Source organism: Salegentibacter salegens (genome assembly GCF_900142975.1).
GTDB classification, from domain to species: Bacteria; Bacteroidota; Bacteroidia; order Flavobacteriales; family Flavobacteriaceae; genus Salegentibacter; species Salegentibacter salegens.
The window spans coordinates 3681884-3699560 of sequence record NZ_LT670848.1; the positions used below are offsets into that span (position 1 = coordinate 3681884).

At 39.8% G+C, this 17677-nt stretch carries 13 protein-coding genes; 2 read left to right on the forward strand and 11 right to left on the reverse strand.

Annotation, left to right across the window (positions count from 1 at the left end):
• Positions 1 to 5: 5 nt before the first annotated feature.
• A complete protein-coding gene (locus tag B5488_RS16300; RefSeq protein WP_079736215.1) occupies positions 6 to 3164 on the reverse strand; it encodes a SusC/RagA family TonB-linked outer membrane protein in 3159 nt (1052 codons plus the stop codon).
• 422 nt (positions 3165 to 3586) lie between these two features.
• Between B5488_RS16300 and B5488_RS16305 the strand changes: the two genes are divergently transcribed.
• Positions 3587 to 6535 (forward strand): ligand-binding sensor domain-containing protein, encoded by a 2949-nt coding sequence (locus tag B5488_RS16305; RefSeq protein ID WP_170065307.1) that lies wholly within the window; start codon positions 3587 to 3589, stop codon positions 6533 to 6535.
• A gap of 232 nt (positions 6536 to 6767) precedes the next feature.
• Here the strand turns inward: B5488_RS16305 and B5488_RS16310 are convergent, their stop codons facing one another.
• The 10 genes from B5488_RS16310 to B5488_RS16355 form a co-directional block, all read right to left on the reverse strand.
• Complete coding sequence (locus B5488_RS16310) at positions 6768 to 6986, reverse strand: hypothetical protein (protein WP_079736217.1); 219 nt, start codon at positions 6984 to 6986, stop codon at positions 6768 to 6770.
• A 1-nt stretch (position 6987) separates the two neighbouring features.
• A complete protein-coding gene (locus B5488_RS16315; RefSeq protein WP_079736218.1) occupies positions 6988 to 7308 on the reverse strand; it encodes a rhodanese-like domain-containing protein in 321 nt (106 codons plus the stop codon).
• A gap of 2 nt (positions 7309 to 7310) precedes the next feature.
• Entirely contained in the window at positions 7311 to 7595 is a 285-nt protein-coding gene (locus B5488_RS16320; protein ID WP_079736219.1) for a rhodanese-like domain-containing protein, read from the reverse strand.
• Positions 7596 to 7792: 197 nt separating this feature from the next.
• Positions 7793 to 8182: a DUF302 domain-containing protein gene (locus B5488_RS16325; RefSeq protein WP_079736220.1), complete on the reverse strand. Its 390-nt coding sequence runs from the start codon at positions 8180 to 8182 to the stop codon at positions 7793 to 7795.
• A 183-nt stretch (positions 8183 to 8365) separates the two neighbouring features.
• Positions 8366 to 8575, reverse strand: coding sequence for a YgaP family membrane protein (locus tag B5488_RS16330; protein WP_079736221.1), 210 nt, complete (start codon positions 8573 to 8575; stop codon positions 8366 to 8368).
• Positions 8576 to 8592: 17 nt separating this feature from the next.
• Positions 8593 to 8898, reverse strand: a complete 306-nt coding sequence (locus B5488_RS16335) for a hypothetical protein (protein ID WP_079736222.1) — start codon at positions 8896 to 8898, stop codon at positions 8593 to 8595.
• 143 nt (positions 8899 to 9041) lie between these two features.
• Positions 9042 to 12290, reverse strand: a complete 3249-nt coding sequence (locus B5488_RS16340) for an efflux RND transporter permease subunit (RefSeq protein WP_079736223.1) — start codon at positions 12288 to 12290, stop codon at positions 9042 to 9044.
• A 26-nt stretch (positions 12291 to 12316) separates the two neighbouring features.
• A complete protein-coding gene (locus B5488_RS16345) occupies positions 12317 to 13393 on the reverse strand; it encodes an efflux RND transporter periplasmic adaptor subunit (RefSeq protein WP_079736224.1) in 1077 nt (358 codons plus the stop codon).
• Positions 13394 to 13402: 9 nt separating this feature from the next.
• Positions 13403 to 14710 (reverse strand): TolC family protein, encoded by a 1308-nt coding sequence (locus B5488_RS16350; RefSeq protein ID WP_079736225.1) that lies wholly within the window; start codon positions 14708 to 14710, stop codon positions 13403 to 13405.
• A 20-nt stretch (positions 14711 to 14730) separates the two neighbouring features.
• Positions 14731 to 15882 (reverse strand): NAD(P)/FAD-dependent oxidoreductase, encoded by a 1152-nt coding sequence (locus B5488_RS16355; protein WP_079736226.1) that lies wholly within the window; start codon positions 15880 to 15882, stop codon positions 14731 to 14733.
• A 531-nt stretch (positions 15883 to 16413) separates the two neighbouring features.
• Between B5488_RS16355 and B5488_RS16360 the strand changes: the two genes are divergently transcribed.
• Positions 16414 to 17664: a S8 family peptidase gene (locus tag B5488_RS16360; protein ID WP_079736227.1), complete on the forward strand. Its 1251-nt coding sequence runs from the start codon at positions 16414 to 16416 to the stop codon at positions 17662 to 17664.
• Positions 17665 to 17677 lie beyond the last annotated feature (13 nt).

Below are 17677 nucleotides of genomic sequence, written 5' to 3' on the forward strand. Positions count from 1 at the left end.
AATTTTTAGAAATTGACATTAAGACCAACAGAAAATACCTGGGAGTAAGGATAAGTTTTTCCATCATTCCAGCCTCCCAGTCCTATAGATTCAGGATCGAAAATATCTATCATATCTGAAAAAGTAAGTAGGTTTTCACCTGAAATGTAGAATCTGACTCTGGATTTCTGGAATGCTTCAAAGGAATAACCCAGTTGGACATTTTTCACTCTTAAATAAGAAGCATCCTGTATGTATCGTGTTTGAGTCTGTTGATTTTTCCCGCTACCGAATAATGGGCGAGGATAATAAGCATCGCGATTCACCTCTGCGATACCTGCCTGAACCATCTGGGAATCTTCATCTCTAAAGAAATCCATATGCTCATCAAATCCTGCAGATTGCCACATTCCACCGCTAGCTCCCCAGAAATAAGGCCCGTTTGGCATATAATCTCTTTTTCCAAAACCCTGTAGGAATATCCGGAAATCAAATTTTTTGTAATCACCACTTAAATCAATTCCAAACCTATAGCGTGGCGTGGAATTGCCTATTACTGATAAATCACCGGTATCTTCCAATGTTCCATTTCCGGAATTGACTTCACCATCACCGTTGAGATCAGCATACATAATATCACCGGCTTCCCAGTTACTGCCTAGTTGGTTTTGACTGGTATTTTCTAAGTGATTCTGCATTTCTTCATCGGTTTGGGCAATACCTAGAGTGGTATACCCCCAAATCTCACCCATCATTCTACCATCGTACCAATCCGAAATACTATTAGTTGGATTAGGGTAATTAAGAACTTTCTGTTGAGAATCTGAAAAAGTTCCTCTTATACTGTAATTAAAATCTCCGATTTGATCTCTCCAATTAATTTCCGCTTCAAAACCAGTAGATTCCATATCAGCGTTATTAATTCGAGGTACTGCTGTTCCCAGAATGGCAGGTAGCTCTGGTGCGGGCCCTACCATATCCAAGGTTTTTCGATTGAAGTATTCTAAACTTAAGTTTAATCTATTTTTAAGTAAAGCTAAATCCAATCCCAGGTTCCAACTCGTTACTCTTTCCCAGGTAAGTTGAGAACTAACTAAACCCGGAGCACCCGATGTGTTCGGCCTTTCTCCATTTAACAACCAGTTTCCATTAGCCGTACCAATTGGCATGGACTGATAGAAAGGATACCAGTTACTTGTATTCTGATTTCCCAATTCACCATATGAACCTCTTAATTTAAATAATTTTATAGCATCCAAATTCCAAAAATCTTCCTTGGCAATGTTCCATCCTGCCGATACAGAAGGAAATAAATTCCAGCGTTTATCATCTATAAATCGAGAGGAGCCATCATATCTGGCATTTAGTTCTAATAGGTACTTTTCCTCGAAATTATAATTTAACCTACCGAAATATCCTGCCACTGCCCAGTGCTGATACTGTCCTTCCGTCGCTCTACTTTCATCTGTAGCCGTATTTATTGTGGGAAGGTCTGGAGTTATTAAACCACTTCTGGAAGCACCAATTGTTCTGTACTTGGTTACTTCAGAATTATAGCCGGCCATCACTTTAAAATTATGTGTGTCATTTAAATCAAAGGTGTAATCAGTATAAATGTTTGTACTATAATAATCCTCTTTGCGGTGATATTCGTAAACGGAGCTATATCCAGGGGAGTTCCATCCCACTGATACAGGAAAAGGATCACCTGCCACATCATAAGCGTAAGCTGGAAGCACGTTGACGTGATTGTTGTTATTGGTGAGTTTATAGTTACCAATGGCATAAATATTCCACCCTTCTAAAGGAGTAATTGTAAATTGTCCCTGCATAAATAATCTATCTGTAAGATTATCTGTGCGTCCTCCCTGTTCTAGCTGGACGATCTCTCCAGAAGCGTCTCCGAAATTTCCATTTGGATCTCTAACAGGTACGGTAGGCCATCTTCTGGCAATGTTGTGATAAAATAATCCGCTCTGCTGAGTAGCTTTATTATAATTTTTTCTAGAAAATCTTGTACTATAATTGAAGCTGATCCAATCAGTTATTTCTGTATTTAGTTTTCCTGTAAAATCATAATCATCAAAGGTATCTTCGCCATAGGCTAGTAAACCATTCTGATCCATAAACCTGGCTGATGTGTAATATGTTGTCTTTTCAGTACCTCCGCTAAGACTTATATTATGCTCTTGTGAAAAAGAAAAATCTTTATAAAGCTCGTCAAACCAATCTGTATTTGCATTAGAACCAGTATAATATTGAAACCTGTCTCCAGTAGCATTAGGTACTGTCCCATAATCTATTTCACCGTTTTGATACTGTACTATTCTTTCTATAACTTCCTGGGAAAAAGGAGGTGCTTGTCCAGAATTGTCGGCGGCTTCATTCCAGTATAGTGCAAAGGTATGCGAGTCCATCATATTGGGAACGTGAAGAGGCGAGGTAAAGCGGAAATTATTGCTGTAATTGATTCTCGGGGCTCCAGGTTTACCATCTTTGGTGGTAATCAGTATGACTCCAAATGCAGCTCTGGAACCATATACTGCAGAAGCAGCTGCATCTTTTAATACAGTAATGGATTCAATTATTTGTGGGTTAATAGCATCAAGGTCTGCTTCCATACCATCTACTAAAACCAGGGGAGCTGAGTTAGACCCGGATCCAATAGTACCGGAACCCCTAATATTAAAGTTAAGACCTGAATTTAGCTCGCCTCCCAGGCCAGAAGTTTGAAAATTTAACCCAGGCACTACCCCTTGTAGCATTTGACTAACATTGGGTACAGGTCTGGATTGAAGAACTTCGGAATCAACTGTAGTAACAGCACCTGTAAGATTCGCTTTTTTCTGCGTACCATATCCAACCACTACAACTTCTTCAAGTGCCGATTCTTCTGTTTCCAGTTGTATGTTCAGCGTAGCATTTCCATCTACAGGAACTTCCTTAGTAGCATAACCAATATAGGAAATACTTAGAATGGCATTAGATGGTACTTCGATACTGAACTCTCCATCGAAGTTGGTCATAGCACCGTTAGAGGTTCCCTTTTCTATAATATTAGCACTGGGTACCGGTATCCCGGATTCCATTTCGGTTACTTTTCCCGAAACGGTAATAGATTCCTGTGCTATTAAAATTGATTGACACGATAATAAGATCGTGCAAAAAGTCAAAAATCTTTTCATCTTATAAAAATTTATTGGTATTTAGTTAGTAAAATCTCCTATTTTTCAACCTGTTGAAAATTAATTAGTAGTAAGTATTTTTTCATGCATATTGTTTATGTTAATTTTTAAGGATTAAAATTTAAGTTTTATTAAAATTGCATCTCAAAAAAGTTTCGATTTTATAAGAAACTGCAGACTATATCGTTTTCGGATTAATTATTTGTGAAGACGAATTTATAGATATGTTAAATAAATTTGTATTTTGCGGGTATACATTTGGGTTACATTAACATTACTTTTGAGTTAGCAAATACCTATAAATTACTCATAATCACATATATATGTTTTTATATCCATTTACAAGGCTAGGAATTTTGTTATTTAATAGTTTCACTTCACACTTTTTTAAGAGTATTTTTTTTAAAACCATATGTATTTTTGTGTCAATAGTAACTTATGCGCAAGAACCTGTTTTGCAGTTTGAGCATTTAGATATGAGTGATGGTTTTTCTGATAACAGAATAAATCAGGTGATGCAGGATCAAAATGGAATTATTTGGGCTGCTACAAAATTTGGTGTCAATAGGTACGACGGAGATCAGGTAAGATTGTATCCTTTAGCTAACAGCATTACTATTTACCAGTTACGGGTAAAAGGAGAAAATAATATCTTGGTTGGAACCGATAGAGGTTTATACAACTATAGTAAGGAAAAAGACCGATTTGAGCTTTATCGTCCCGTGGGTAAGAAAGCCACTGATACTATCTTTAACCAGAAGATTTTTAGCATTTCCATTTCCAATTCTCACGATTTCTGGATTGGGGGAAGCACAGGAAAATTTTATTTTATTCAGGAAGGTAAAAAGAATTATAGCTTTAATGCCTGCCAGTTAAACCCGAGCTTTCCCAATGCGGATATTATTTCCCTTTCAGAGGATAGGTATGGAAAGATATGGCTGGGAACAAGTAACGGTGAAGTCTGGAGTTTTGATCCACGATCAAAAGCATTGCATCCTTTACAAGAAATAGAAAATCATAATCCCATTAGTGATATTTTAGTTGATAGTCAAAGTCAAGTATGGATAGCTACCTTAGGTAATGGCCTTTATAGATATAATTTGGAGTCTAAAGAACTAAGTCACTATACAGCTAAGGCTAAAAGAGGAGAAAGTATTAATAACAATGTAGTTCTGGGATTATATGAGGGTAATAATGAGCGGTTTTTTATAGGGACTGATGGAGGTGGGATTAATTTGTATGAGCCGGTAAAGGACAAATTCACCTATTTTAAACAGGAAGATGGTGAATGGGGATTATCGGATAATTCAATTTTTTGTTTTGGTAGGGGGATGCATAACGTAATATTTGCGGGTACCGTTCACGGTGGCATTAGCTACTTTGAGGATCGTATGAATGTATATAATGTTTCTCCACATAAATTAGCTTTTCAGACAGATAAACAAGGCTCCCGAATTCTTGAAGATTCCCAGGCTAATCTGTGGATCACAGCCGGGAGAAATGGCTTACGAAAGTATAATCCAAAAACAGGTGAGGTTGATATTTTTATTGATGACAAAAATAACGACAAGGATCTATCGGGCGATATTATTCTTTCCATGTTGGAGGATGAAAAAGAGCGTATTTGGATAGGCTCATTAAGAAAAGGCTTGAATATTTATGATACCAATAAACATAAATTTATAAGTTTCATAGGAAAAGAAAGTTTAGGTGGTATTTACGCTATTGAAAAAGGATCAGATGGACATATTTGGGTAGGAACTACAAATGGAATTGTAGTTTACAATGAGCAGCTTAACATTATACAACGGCTAAATACCCAAACCTGCGAAGGTCTAAGTGATAATAGAATAACCAGCCTCTATAAGGATGCAAAAGGGGAAATCTGGGTAGGTACTGAAAATGGGCTAAATATTCTATCTGCAGAAGGTAAATGGTTAGATAGTTTTTATGCTTCTGATAAGAATGATACGAGCTTAAGTGGAAACCATATACTCTCAATTCAGGAAGGTCCGGATTTATCGGTTTATGTAGGAACCTATGGTTTTGGATTAAACAGGTATTCCCGAAGAGATAAAAAATTTGAACGAATAGGGGTGCAGAAAGGCTTATACGGAAAAATAGTCCGCGGCATTCTAATAGACCATCAAAAAAATATTTGGCTTAGTACCAACCTCGGGTTAAGCCGAATAAATAATGACACGATTAGTAATTTTGGAATACAGGATGGGATTACTCCTTTTCGTGGAGGGGAGGCGAGTTTAAGTAATTCTGGTCGTATTTATTTCGCGGGAAATGAAGGTTTATCATACTTTGAACCAGAAAGCCTACATCAGAAGATATCTCAACCACGTGTTTTTTTTACGGGTTTTAAAATAGTTGAAGAGGAAGGTTCTAGAGAAATAGAACCTTCCGGTTTTTTGGATAAGCAAGGATCGGATATTTTAAAACTCCAGGCGGATTTTAGCCTTTTCACCGTTAATTTTTCGAGTTCCAATTATTTCGATCTTGAAGACACAGAGTATTTTTATAAGTTAGAGGGCTTAAATAATGAGTGGCAAGCTTTAAACAAACTTAATTCCATAACTTTTTCCAATCTTGCTCCCGGAGCATATAATTTACATGTGACAACTAAAAAGGGTACAGAGGAACCCTCCATTCATAAAGCAAATATTGAGTTTTTGGTGTTACCTGCTTTTTGGCAACGCCGGGAAGTGCAAGTAATCTCATTATTGTTATTAGGCTTGAGTATATTTTTTCTTACCAACTGGCGTAATAGAAATATTAAAAAACAGCGTGATGATTTTAAAAAGATTGTTGCTATTAGAACCAGGGAAGTAGAAAAAGAAAAGGATAAGGCCTATAAAAATGAATTGGAATTATTGGAAACGGAAAGACAAAATGAGCAACTCAAGCAAAAAAGGTTGAGTGATGAATTGAAATTTAAAACTGAAGAACTTACTAATAGTACCTTGAGAACCGTTCATAAAAATAACTTACTAGTTGAAATAAAGGAAGATTTTATTGCGGAAGGAAAAAAGCATATTGAGCTTAAAAAATTTTTCGATCAAATCGTAGGAAAAATAGACGATAGTTTGGCCATCGATACCGAATGGAAACAATTCTACTCCATATTTAAACAGGTACATCCCAGTTTTATACCCAGCTTAAAAAAGGAGAACCCTTCTCTTACTGATAGGGAATTGCGTCTATGTGCACTGATTAAGTTAAATTTTCCTTCTCAACAAATTGCTACATTATTTGGTATTTCCCTGAACTCTATTAAAGTGGCCCGGCACAGATTAAGAAAAAAATTAAAGATAGAAGAAGGTATGTCCTTTGAAGATTTTTTTAAGCTTAAGGGGCTTTAGCACCTCTAGCCGAATGGCGAAATGCGAAAGTCAAAATCATTGGGTAGACTGTCTATCCTGGGTTAAGAATGTTAGTAATGGAGTACGCTAATAGCACTAAAATCTTAAACTTTTCAGCAGATGGGGCAGTGGTTTTGTCAATACTGTGGGAAGATATAGTAATGAGAAAGTATTAGCTGCCTATTTAAAGAAACCTGTTACCTATAGCCAGTTTTTTAAAGAATAGTAGTTTCTAATGATTAGAATCTCCACCTGATTTTACTTCGCAAGTTCCGGTAGAACAATTTCCTCCCGCACAGGCAAGTCCGAAAAGCCCCATAGCAGCAGGCCAGACGCCGAGAAGGATACCAATCCATTCTCCTTCAAATGCACTTTGCACAATTACGAAGGTTCCTATTAAAAAATAGGCAGCTCTTATCCACGTCCAACCGGTAGCAATTCTTTTTAGCATATTAAGATGATATTTTACTGTTTAGTGCGGCCCAGCTTCCGCCGTTGTGAACATTCGAGAATCCGTTAGATTTTAATACACTTTTGGCTGAAGCACTTCTCATCCCCGAAGCGCAACAGGTAATTATTGGTTTATTTTTATCTTTTAGTTTATTAAGATTTGCAGATAGCGTTTGTAAAGGAATATTTTTTGATCCTTTAATATGACCATCCGAGAATTCTGCTTTACTTCTTACATCTACGATAATTCCACCTTCCTGAAGTAGTTCTTTATAATTGGGAGTAGGTTTTATACCTAAAAGCTCTTTAAGTTTTGAAATCATACTTATGCTGTTTCTGAGGTTAAAAAATTGACTTCAAGCCACGATCCGCCATTTACACAATCAAATCCCTGCCTGCTGAGATAGTTTGCAGCCTGTCCGCTTCTATTTCCCGAGGCACAACATAGAATCAAGGGAGATTCCAATTCTTTCAATTCATCAAGTTTTAGTGGAATTTCATTTAACGGGATATTTACGGCGGTAGAAACACTTCCTCCCATAAATTCCCTAACTGTCCTTACATCAACTATAGTTCCCTTATTATGTTTAATTAAATCTTCTGTTTTCATCTTAAAAAGTTTATTTGAAAATCATGTTAATCTGTATTGAAGAATACAGAATTGAAAGACAAAACTACTACTTAAGTCTTCTTACTACAGTCACTTTTGTTACATAACCGATTAGAAAACAAGGGAAAGCAAAAAAAAAACAGGATGGCATAATAACCATCCTGAAATTAAAATTTAAGAAATTTGATGACCGAGATCTAAGAAAGTCTTTCGATCACCGTTTTTAGTTTAGAGCGCACGTCTTGTGCAATATCTCCAAGTTTGTTGTTCTCTACAGCAGTCATAGAAGCCACAGGATCTACTGCAGAAACTTCAGTTTTTCCATCTTCTGTTTCCTGTACAATTACGTTGCAAGGTAGCATTGTACCAATCTTGCTTTCAGCAGAAATTGCCTGGTGGGCCATTTTCGGGTTGCAAGCTCCAAGAATTCTGTACTTTCTAAAATCTACATCGAGTTTCTTTTTGAAGGTTTCCTTTACATCTATTTCAGTAAGAATACCAAAACCTTCCTCTTTTAATTCTTTGGTCACTTTATCTATAGCCTCCTCGAATGAATCGTTTAGGATTTTTGAAAAATAATAGCTCATAATATAGTTTTTTTTTGATTACCCTTAAAGTTAATTGTTTTCTAGCGTGGGAAGAAAAAGGAATTATTAATCTTATGTGAATTTCCTAAGAATTTTTTCTCCCTCGAGCTTATTTTTAGAATATAGTTCAGATCCAGTTTTAAAACTATTTTTAAGCTGAATTCCAGGAATCTTCCCGATTATCTAGCACTTTTGGCCGGGTTTCACTTCATCTGTCACTCCCAGCCTTTCCAGGATCTTATCCATAAGACACCAGTGGGTAAGAGAGGATTGAAGCAGGTTTGCGCCTACAAAAGCGGTAAACCACAACCAGTTTATATTTACATAGACGGCTAATAGAAGGCTAACAATCACAAAGGTTCCTGCTATTCCACGTACAACTCTGTTTTTCATTTTAATTAATTTTAGGATTAGATATAATTTTCAATGTTAACCACTGCCACCCTTATAGGATTATTGGTTTCCAGGTTCTCATTAAATTCTGAAACTAAATCAAACAGCAGTTCGATCTTTTCATTTTCGGTAAAGGAGAAGAACATAAGCGATTCGTTCCCGCCTTTTTCTCCCGGAAACCAGCTCACGGTAGCAATGACCGAGTTGGTGTTTTTATAACCGTCTATTTCAGTACGGCTAAAGGCTTCAATATTTGCCTTTTTAAAGATGTTGAGGATCTCTTTCTGAAATTCAGCAACACTTGTTACTATTAGTAGCTTCATTTTATTAGGTTTAATGTTTATAGTTTAAAAGTTGTTGTCAGTTCTCGGTTATCAGTTATTTTCTTTTCCGCCGCAGACTGTGGGGAAGAAACTCGTAATTCTAGCCATTTACACAAACTCACAACCCACAACTGACAACTGATTTACATCACCTCCTCATTCTCTCTTTTTTGCATCACATTTGTTTTCGCATCAAGGCCTTCATACTTTTTCCGCTCTATCATATAGTACACTAACGGCACTACCAGCAGCGTAAGGATAGTTGAGACAATAGTTCCTCCCATTAGAGAGATCGCCAGCCCCTGGAAAATTGGGTCAAAGAGAATCACGAATGCTCCTATTACAACAGTTCCTGCAGTTAAAAGGATTGGAGTAGTTCGCACGGCACCAGCTTCTATCACTGCCTGTTTCAACGGAATTCCGTCTTCTAGCCGCAGGTTCACAAAGTCGATGAGCAACACCGAGTTCCTAACCATAATTCCTGCAAGGGCAATCATCCCTATAAAAGAAGTTGCGGTAAAGAAAGCTCCCATAATCCAATGCCCCAGTACGATCCCAATAAGGGAAAGCGGGATAGCGACCATCATCACGATTGGTGCGCGATAATTCTGAAACCAGCCTACGATAAGAATATAGATTATGAAGATCACTCCTAGGAAGGCAATTCCCAAGTCTCTAAAGACCTCAAGGGTTATTTGCCATTCTCCATCCCATTTTACGGTATAGTCATCTTCCAGCTCAGGTTGTTGCAGGTAAAGCTCGTCAAGTTCATAACCTGCAGGAAGCTCGATCTCTTTTAATTTATCTTCCATTCCAAGGATGGCGTAGACAGGGCTCTCCAGCTCTCCGGCCATATCGGCCAGCACATAGACCACGCGTTTTTGATTCTTTCTGAAAATGCTTTTTTCCCTAACCTTTTCCTGGATCTGAACAAGATCTGCCACACTTACCATTTGCCCGGTTTGCGATACCATCTTGATCTGGGAAATATCTACCGGAGTAGATTTTTCCTGTTCTGCCAGTGCAAGGATGATCCCGACTCTTTGGGTTGCATTTTCATCATATAAATGTGCAATTGCTCTTTCTCCCAAAGCGGCATTCATTGTATGAACGATTTGCTGCGGAGCAATTCCATAGCGCATTGCTTTTTCCTTGTCGATCTCGAAATGATATTCGGTCTGGTCTGCCTCTACCATCCAATCCACATCTACCACATCTGGAGTTTGTTTCAGGATTCCCTGGATCTCATCAGCAATTTCCATTTGCTTCTCATAATCGGGTCCGTAAACTTCAGCAACAATTGTTGACATTACGGGAGGTCCCGGTGGTACTTCCACGATCTTGACATTGGCATCAAACTTTGCCGCGATCTTCTGAATATCGGGTCTTAGCAATTTCGCGATGTCATGGCTTTGTTCACTTCTTTCGCTCTTGTCTTTCAGGTTTACCTGAATATCCGCAGTGTTACTTGCGCCTCTCAAGTCATAATGCCTCACGAGTCCGTTGAAGGTTATAGGAGCAGATGTTCCAACATAACTTTGGTAATTCACCACCTCGGGTCTTTGGGACAGGTGCTGTCCAATTTCTCTAGAGACCGTTGCAGTTCGCTCCAAAGTTGTGCCTTCAGGCATATCTATCACCACTTGGAATTCATTCTTGTTGTCAAACGGAAGCATTTTCACAGCAACCGATTTGGTGAAGAACAAGGCTACAGAGCCCAACAACAACAGCATAGTGGTACCTAGAAAGATCCAACGGGTTCTTTTGTTATTAATAAGCGGCCTTTCCAGTTTATTATAGATCTTATAGATTCTAGTGTCCTCAATTTGTTCTGCTTTTTCTTCCTCGCCTTTTTTACCAGCCTTTTCTCTTAGGAAAATTAGCCCCAGGTAAGGTGTAATGGTTAGTGCTACGAACAATGACAGAATCATTGCAATGGAAGCTCCAATAGGCATCGGGCTCATATATGGCCCCATCAATCCGCTTACAAAGGCCATTGGCAATACCGAAGCAATTACCGTGAACGTTGCAAGAATAGTAGGGTTCCCCACTTCGTTGATGGCATAAAGGGCAGCCTGCTTGAACGGCAGCCGCTTCATCTTGAAATGCCGGTGCATATTTTCGGCTATGATAATGGAGTCATCCACCACGATCCCTGTTACAAATACAAGAGCAAAAAGGGTAATTCTATTTAATGTGTAATCCAGTAAATAGTAACTTAGCAGCGTAAGTGCAAAGGTAACCGGGACAGAAAGGAAAACTACCAATCCCCCGCGCCAGCCCATTGCCAGCATCACTACCAGGGTAACTGCGATAATGGCTCCAATCAAATGCAGCAGCAGTTCTGCCACCTTGTGAGAAGCCGTTTCTCCATAGTTTCGGGTAACTTCTACATGTACATCATCCGGAATAAGATTTGTTTTCAGGTGTTCCACCTTGTCAATGATCACATCGGCTATTTTCATAGCATCTGCACCTTTGACCTTAGCCACCGATATGGTCACCGCAGGATATTCCGAAGAAAAATTATTTCCGGCTTCAGAACCTTTTCCGTAGCCAAAAGAAACGTATTCCTTAGGTAATTCAGGTCCTTCGATCACTTCAGCAATCTGGTACAAATAAACCGGCTGTTGCTGCTGAGTACCAATGATAAGGGTCTCCACATCTTCAGCAGATTCCAGGAAACTTCCTGTGTTCACCAAGAATTCAGTATCATTCTGATTAAAACTTCCGGAGGAAAGCTGCTGATTGCTGGCCTGGATCATTTCAGCAACGCCGAGGAAATCCACTCCGCTGGAGGCCATTTTCTCCTTGTCCAGCACCACACGTACCTGCCTGCTACGACCACCAATCTTGTTGGTAATGGAAACATCGGGCACTTTTTCTATTTCGTGCGTAAGTTCATTGGCAATTTGCCTAAGCTGGTAATCATCATAAGTTTCACTCCATAAGGTAAGGCCCAGCACGGGAACATCATCGATGGCGCGGGTCTTCACCAGCGGCATCGTGGCGCCCTGCGGCATCTGGTCCATATGCTTCATAAGTTCATTATAAAGCTTTACATAGGAACGTTCAATATCTTCGCCCACCAGAAATTGCACGGTCACCATTCCCTGTTCCTTCATTGAAGTGGAATAGATATATTCTACCCCTGGAATATTGGAAACCATTTTCTCAAGCGGTTGTATCACCCGCGACTCAAGTTCTGTGGGGCTTGCACCGGGATAACCAACAAAGATATCGGCCATTGGTACATCGATCTGGGGTTCTTCTTCCCTGGGGATCAAAAACGAACTGTACACTCCAATAACCATAAACACGATCATTAGTAGTACCGTAAGTTTCGAATCCATAAAGCCTTTGGCAATTTTGCCTGCTAATCCTTCTTTCATTTCGTAGTAGTTTTATTGCTGAAGACTTATCGAATTTCGAGCCTGGCCCCGTTAAATAATTTTCCTTCGGCGGAAGAGATATAGGACTCCCCGGCATTAAGGCCTGAAAGTACTTCCACCTCATCACCTATAGTTCTTCCCAGTCGCAACCATCTTAAAATGGCAGTATTTTGCTGGCTTGGCGTATATATTCCGTGAAGATCCCCACGTGTTACAAGTGCTGAAGCAGGAATTAGAACAACTTCCCGGTTTTCTCCGGCTGTAGTAGGAAACTGAACACTGGCATACATCCCCGAATAGATCGAAGCATCAGTCTCGTCCAATGCTACTTTTACAACATACTGCCCACCTGAATTCCTGGCGGAAGTGCTTATTTCTGAAACCATTCCTTTCAAAGTCTCTCCGGAAGATTTAACCAGGACATCCACTTCTGTCCCCTGCTTAACTGAGGCTATTTCAGATTCCGGAACACTTGCCCTTACTTCAAATTTTCCCGGAACTTCCAGGTTTAGCAACGGCATCCCGGGATTCGCCATATCGCCAACTTCCACATTTTTTGCTGTAACCACCCCACTAAATGGAGCGACAATATTGGAATAAGCGAATTGTGCGTTGATCTCGTTCTTTTGCTGCCTGGCGGCTTCAAGCCTGGCCTTGGCCATTTCGTACCTGGCGGTGATATCATCCATCTCCTTTTGGGAAGCGCTGTTATCTTCAAACAATGAATTGTATCGCTCATAATCTTTCTCTGCATTATTAAAAGCCGCTGTGGCTTCAGTGATACCCGCATTTACCTGCGCCCGCTTTGCCTGCAGGTCGGCATTATTGATCTCAATAAGCAGCTGACCTTTTCTCACCTTATCTCCAACACTTGCATTAACACCGGTGACATAGCCCATATTTCGGGTGCTTAAAGTGGCATTTTCAGCGGCTTCTATTTTTCCGCTAAAAGTGAGGAAGGATTGATCAGATTTTGAAGGAGTTTCAACGGTAACCAACACCGCCGGACTATTTTCTGCAATATTTTTTTCTGAAGAGTCCCCACAACTAAAAAGTAGGGTCGTTGCTCCCAAAAGGCTCAGGATATATAATTTGGTTTTCATATTGACTGTTTATTTAATTAAAAAATCGAGTTGTGCCTGGGCATAATTGTACTCAAATATGGTTTGTGCATATTCCAGCTGTTTCTGGGAAAATTGTGCTTCGGCCGTAAGCAGGTCACTGGTTTTCTCAAGCCCCTGCTCAAACCTGTTGGAGCGTATGCGCAAAGATTCTTCGGCTTGTTCCAGTGCAAGACGGGTAAGGTTTAGCTTATTTTCGGCATCCTTTACTGCCCGGCCTGCCCTGTTTCGTTCCATCTCACTTTTGGACACATAGGAATCATATTCCAGCCTGGCTTTTTCATAAGTTGCCTTGCTTTTTTGAAGCTTTCCGAAGCGCTTGTAACCTTCAAAAACATCCCACTTCATCTGGATTCCCGCGAGATATCCGCTGGCATCGCCGGCAAAGATCTCGTCATCATATAGTTCATAGCTTCCAAAGGCATTTAGGCGGGGCAGGAAAGACATCTTATCTGCCTGCAGCATTTCGCCGTAAGCCTCTGTAGCCAGTTCCATCGCCCGAATATCTGCCCTGTCTTTAGAAACAGTCTCCATATTTTCCTGAACAGGAATTGAAACCTCCAAAGGATCTGTAGGCTCAAAAATGATATTTACAGGTTCGTTTATGAGATATGCCAGATAATCAGATGCATTGATCACGTTGCTCTTTGCATACTGCAGCTGACTATTGACTTCAGAAACCCTTATTTCCACCGAAAGCACATCAGATCGTTGGAGGTATCCCTGCTTATAACTGTCATTCGCCAGTTTCTGGTTGGCGAGCGCTGCCTTTTGGGCGCTTTCCAATACAGTTACAGCCTGGTACGCGAGTTGCAGCTGCATATAAGCTTTCTCCACCTCCAGAATCATATGATCTATGGTTCGATCTGTTTGTAAAGCAGTAGCATCCATCTTCTTTTTAGCCGCTTTTCGCTGGTAGATCCCGTCTAAATTGATAAGCGGTTGCTCGACTTCAATTTTGGTGGCAAAGTTGTTGATCCTTTCGGGGTTGTTTAAAAGGTTTGGATTAAAATCTTCCTGAGTGACTATTCCCTGGTTCAGTTTAGAGCCAAAAGCCATCAAAGGATTGGTAGTGGTCATCCCGGTATGGGATACGGCCACATTTGGCAAAAAGATGGAATTTGTTTGCCGGTAATCTCCCCGGGCTTCGAGGAATTCTTGTTGCGAAATCTTGATCTCCCTGTTATTTTCCTTTACCAGCTGTACGGCTTCGTTTCGGGATATTGGCTTCGTTTCCTGGGCCTGTGACCACAGTCCCGGAAGTAAAGCCAGCATCATAACTATATATATGTTCTTCATCGTTTGTCTATTATTTCTGATTAAAAGTTTTTGAAGAACCAGAATTTTTCATCCCACCATTTGGAGAAATGTCCCCACTGGGCGGGAGTTTTCATTTTTACATCATTCTTCCCGGTAGCTGAAAATCTTCCGCCGGTTTCACTGGCTTTTCCTTCACCCGATTCGATAAAGTATTTTCCTTCGGGTATGAAAGTTTGATCAGGTTTTTGATTGGCTAATTTTCTGCTAATATTGTGAGCTACAACGGCGCCCTGTTGTCTAGCAAAAACTCCGATCTTTGGTAGCACTGATCCGGTTTCAGTCGTAACGTGGGTGATGTCGCCAATGGCATAAACATTTACAAATTTGGTTTCCAGGGTTTTGTTATCCACATCTACCCAATTGGAATTTCCGGCTAAATCGCTCTTTTTAATCACCTCGGGTAGCTGGTGCATTGGAGTATAGGCCAGGAGATCAAAAGCATATGTTTTTCCGTTGCTGAATTCCAGTGAACTTCCTGAAACAGCTTTCAGCTCGTGGTTTGGATAATATTTGATCCCTTTCTTTTCCAGCAGTTCTCTTAGTTCCTGGGAAGCTTCAGCGCTAGCGAATTCCATTGGGCCGGCTTCAGGCGTATAAAGGGAAACAGTAGTGTTTTTAGGGAGGTTGTTCTTCCTTGCGAAATCTTCTATAAGCATAGCTGCTTCATAAGGCGCCGCCGGACTTTTGAACGGAAGGGAAGAAACTAAAATAGCAATTTCACCACCCTCGAACTTTTTTAATTCAGCATAAAAATCCTGAGCTCCTTTTAGGGTAAAGAAATTGAAGCCAAATTGATCAAGGTTATAAACATCTGCCTGTTCCACGCCCAGGGAAACCACCATATGATCTCCCTTATACTGCTTTCCTTTTACGGTTACAGCAATATTTTTTGGATCTATGTTTTCTATTTCTCCTTTAATAACTTCCAATCCTGAAGCGTCCAACTTATCGGTACGCTCTGTGATCTCTTCCTGTTTGCTTTTTCCAACCATCACCCAGGGGAGTGAAGGGGAATACACGTTGGTTTCTTCTTTTTCGAAAACCAGGATCTTTACCAGGTTGATATCTTCTTCGTTGCCGCTGTGTCTGCTCAGTTCCCTGGCGGTTACAATTCCTCCTTGTCCGGCTCCTAATACTAAGATGGTTTTCATAATTGATTATTTTTAAAATTGATATTATGAATGCTTATGGCTATAGGTTTAGGTGGGGCTTTTGGATGCACCTTAGAAATCCAGGTTTTTGGAAATTCTATCAAGATTTCTCTTAAGTAGTGTAGTAGATTGTTCATCATTGAATATTTATATTGTTTAGGTTAATACTCAAACAATTTTATTTCTAATTAGATGACAAAATTAGGTGGTGGATTACCTGTGGGAAGCAACTTTTGTTACATACAGCCCTGGTTGGCAAGGGGTATACTGGAATATTTTTTAGTGTCCTATGAGGAAAATCAGGTTTTTTGAAATCTGTTGAGACATTTCATTTTTTAGTAAGAAAATACTTACAGAAAAAAATATTTTCAACCTCCATAATCCTTGCAATGCATAGGATTTAAACTAAAAAATCTATAAAATTGAAATAATGATATTATCAGATTATTACGATAAAAGTTTGGAAATTGTCGATAAAGTGATAGATTAGACGAATCTATTAACCTTTTATTAATCAAACATTTTATTTTTATGAATTTAAAAAACTTTAAATCAATCGCGGTAACTGCCATGGCTGCCGCTTTTTTTGTTTCATGTTCTCAGGACGAAACCAGGGAACAACCAATGGATGAAGAATTGGTAGCTCCTTCTTCTGCAGATATTATTGAAGGCCAGTATATCGTGGTTTTTAACAAAGATATTACCGGAAATGCTTCTTCTAAATACCCGCAAAGTTATACCAAAGCCCAGGAGGAAGTAGCGAATACTACCAAAAGAGTTTTATCTGAAACTAATATTCCCGAAACAGAACTTTTAGCTGTTTACAGTAAAACAATTAATGGTGCAGCGCTTAAACTTACCCTGAAACAGGTGGAAGCTTTAAGAGGTAAAAAAGAAATTGCTTTTATCGAAGAAGATAGAATTGTGCAATTTGCGCCGCCTTGTGGAACGCCAAACGGCGGGCCTTGTGATGGAGATCCGGGTGATGGGGACGATGGGGGAGGAGACTCTTCCCAGGATGTACCTTACGGGATTACGCGGGTGAATGGTGTAACTTCTTACACTGGTTCTAACGTTGCGTGGGTGATTGATAGCGGAATAGACACAGATCATCCAGATCTTAATGTGGACGCTTCAAGAGGATTCAATGCATTTACCTCTGGAAGAGATGGAAAATCTACCGATGATGGAAATGGTCATGGAACACACGTTGCCGGAACTATCGCAGCTTTAAATAATGATTTTGGCGTTGTTGGTGTAGCACCGGGAGCCTCAGTTATTCCTGTAAAAGTTTTGGATAGTCGTGGTAGTGGTTCTTACTCTGGCGTAATCGCTGGTGTAGATCACGTTGCTGCTTACGGAAGTGCTGGCGATGTTGCCAATATGAGTCTTGGTGGTCCAACTTCAGATGCTTTGGATAACGCCGTGCTTTCAGCTTCAGAAAACGGAATTATTTTCGCTCTTGCAGCCGGAAATGAAAGTTCTGACGCTAATACAAGTTCTCCTGCGAGAGTAAACGGAGCAAATATTGTAACGATTTCTGCAATGGATTCTAACGATAATTGGGCTTCTTTCTCTAACTACGGAAATCCGCCGGTAGATTATGCTGCTCCTGGAGTTGCGGTTAATTCTACCTGGAAAGACGGTGGTTATAATTCAATAAGTGGTACTTCTATGGCTTCACCACACGCAGCCGGAGTTTTATTACTAGGAAACGCCAATACAGACGGAACTGTAAACGGAGATCCAGATGGAACTGCAGATGCGATTATTGTACACTAAAAAATAGCTTAAA

What these genes read in the sequence shown, in the direction of transcription:
- B5488_RS16300 (WP_079736215.1), bottom strand. Translation starts at nt 3,164, where the DNA reads ATGAAAAGATTTTTGACTTTTTGCACGATCTTATTATCGTGTCAATCA.
- B5488_RS16310 (WP_079736217.1), bottom strand. Translation starts at nt 6,986, where the DNA reads ATGCTAAAAAGAATTGCTACCGGTTGGACGTGGATAAGAGCTGCCTAT.
- B5488_RS16315 (WP_079736218.1), bottom strand. Translation starts at nt 7,308, where the DNA reads ATGATTTCAAAACTTAAAGAGCTTTTAGGTATAAAACCTACTCCCAAT.
- B5488_RS16320 (WP_079736219.1), bottom strand. Translation starts at nt 7,595, where the DNA reads ATGAAAACAGAAGATTTAATTAAACATAATAAGGGAACTATAGTTGAT.
- B5488_RS16325 (WP_079736220.1), bottom strand. Translation starts at nt 8,182, where the DNA reads ATGAGCTATTATTTTTCAAAAATCCTAAACGATTCATTCGAGGAGGCT.
- B5488_RS16330 (WP_079736221.1), bottom strand. Translation starts at nt 8,575, where the DNA reads ATGAAAAACAGAGTTGTACGTGGAATAGCAGGAACCTTTGTGATTGTT.
- B5488_RS16335 (WP_079736222.1), bottom strand. Translation starts at nt 8,898, where the DNA reads ATGAAGCTACTAATAGTAACAAGTGTTGCTGAATTTCAGAAAGAGATC.
- B5488_RS16340 (WP_079736223.1), bottom strand. Translation starts at nt 12,290, where the DNA reads ATGAAAGAAGGATTAGCAGGCAAAATTGCCAAAGGCTTTATGGATTCG.
- B5488_RS16345 (WP_079736224.1), bottom strand. Translation starts at nt 13,393, where the DNA reads ATGAAAACCAAATTATATATCCTGAGCCTTTTGGGAGCAACGACCCTA.
- B5488_RS16350 (WP_079736225.1), bottom strand. Translation starts at nt 14,710, where the DNA reads ATGAAGAACATATATATAGTTATGATGCTGGCTTTACTTCCGGGACTG.
- B5488_RS16355 (WP_079736226.1), bottom strand. Translation starts at nt 15,882, where the DNA reads ATGAAAACCATCTTAGTATTAGGAGCCGGACAAGGAGGAATTGTAACC.
- B5488_RS16360 (WP_079736227.1), top strand. Translation starts at nt 16,414, where the DNA reads ATGAATTTAAAAAACTTTAAATCAATCGCGGTAACTGCCATGGCTGCC.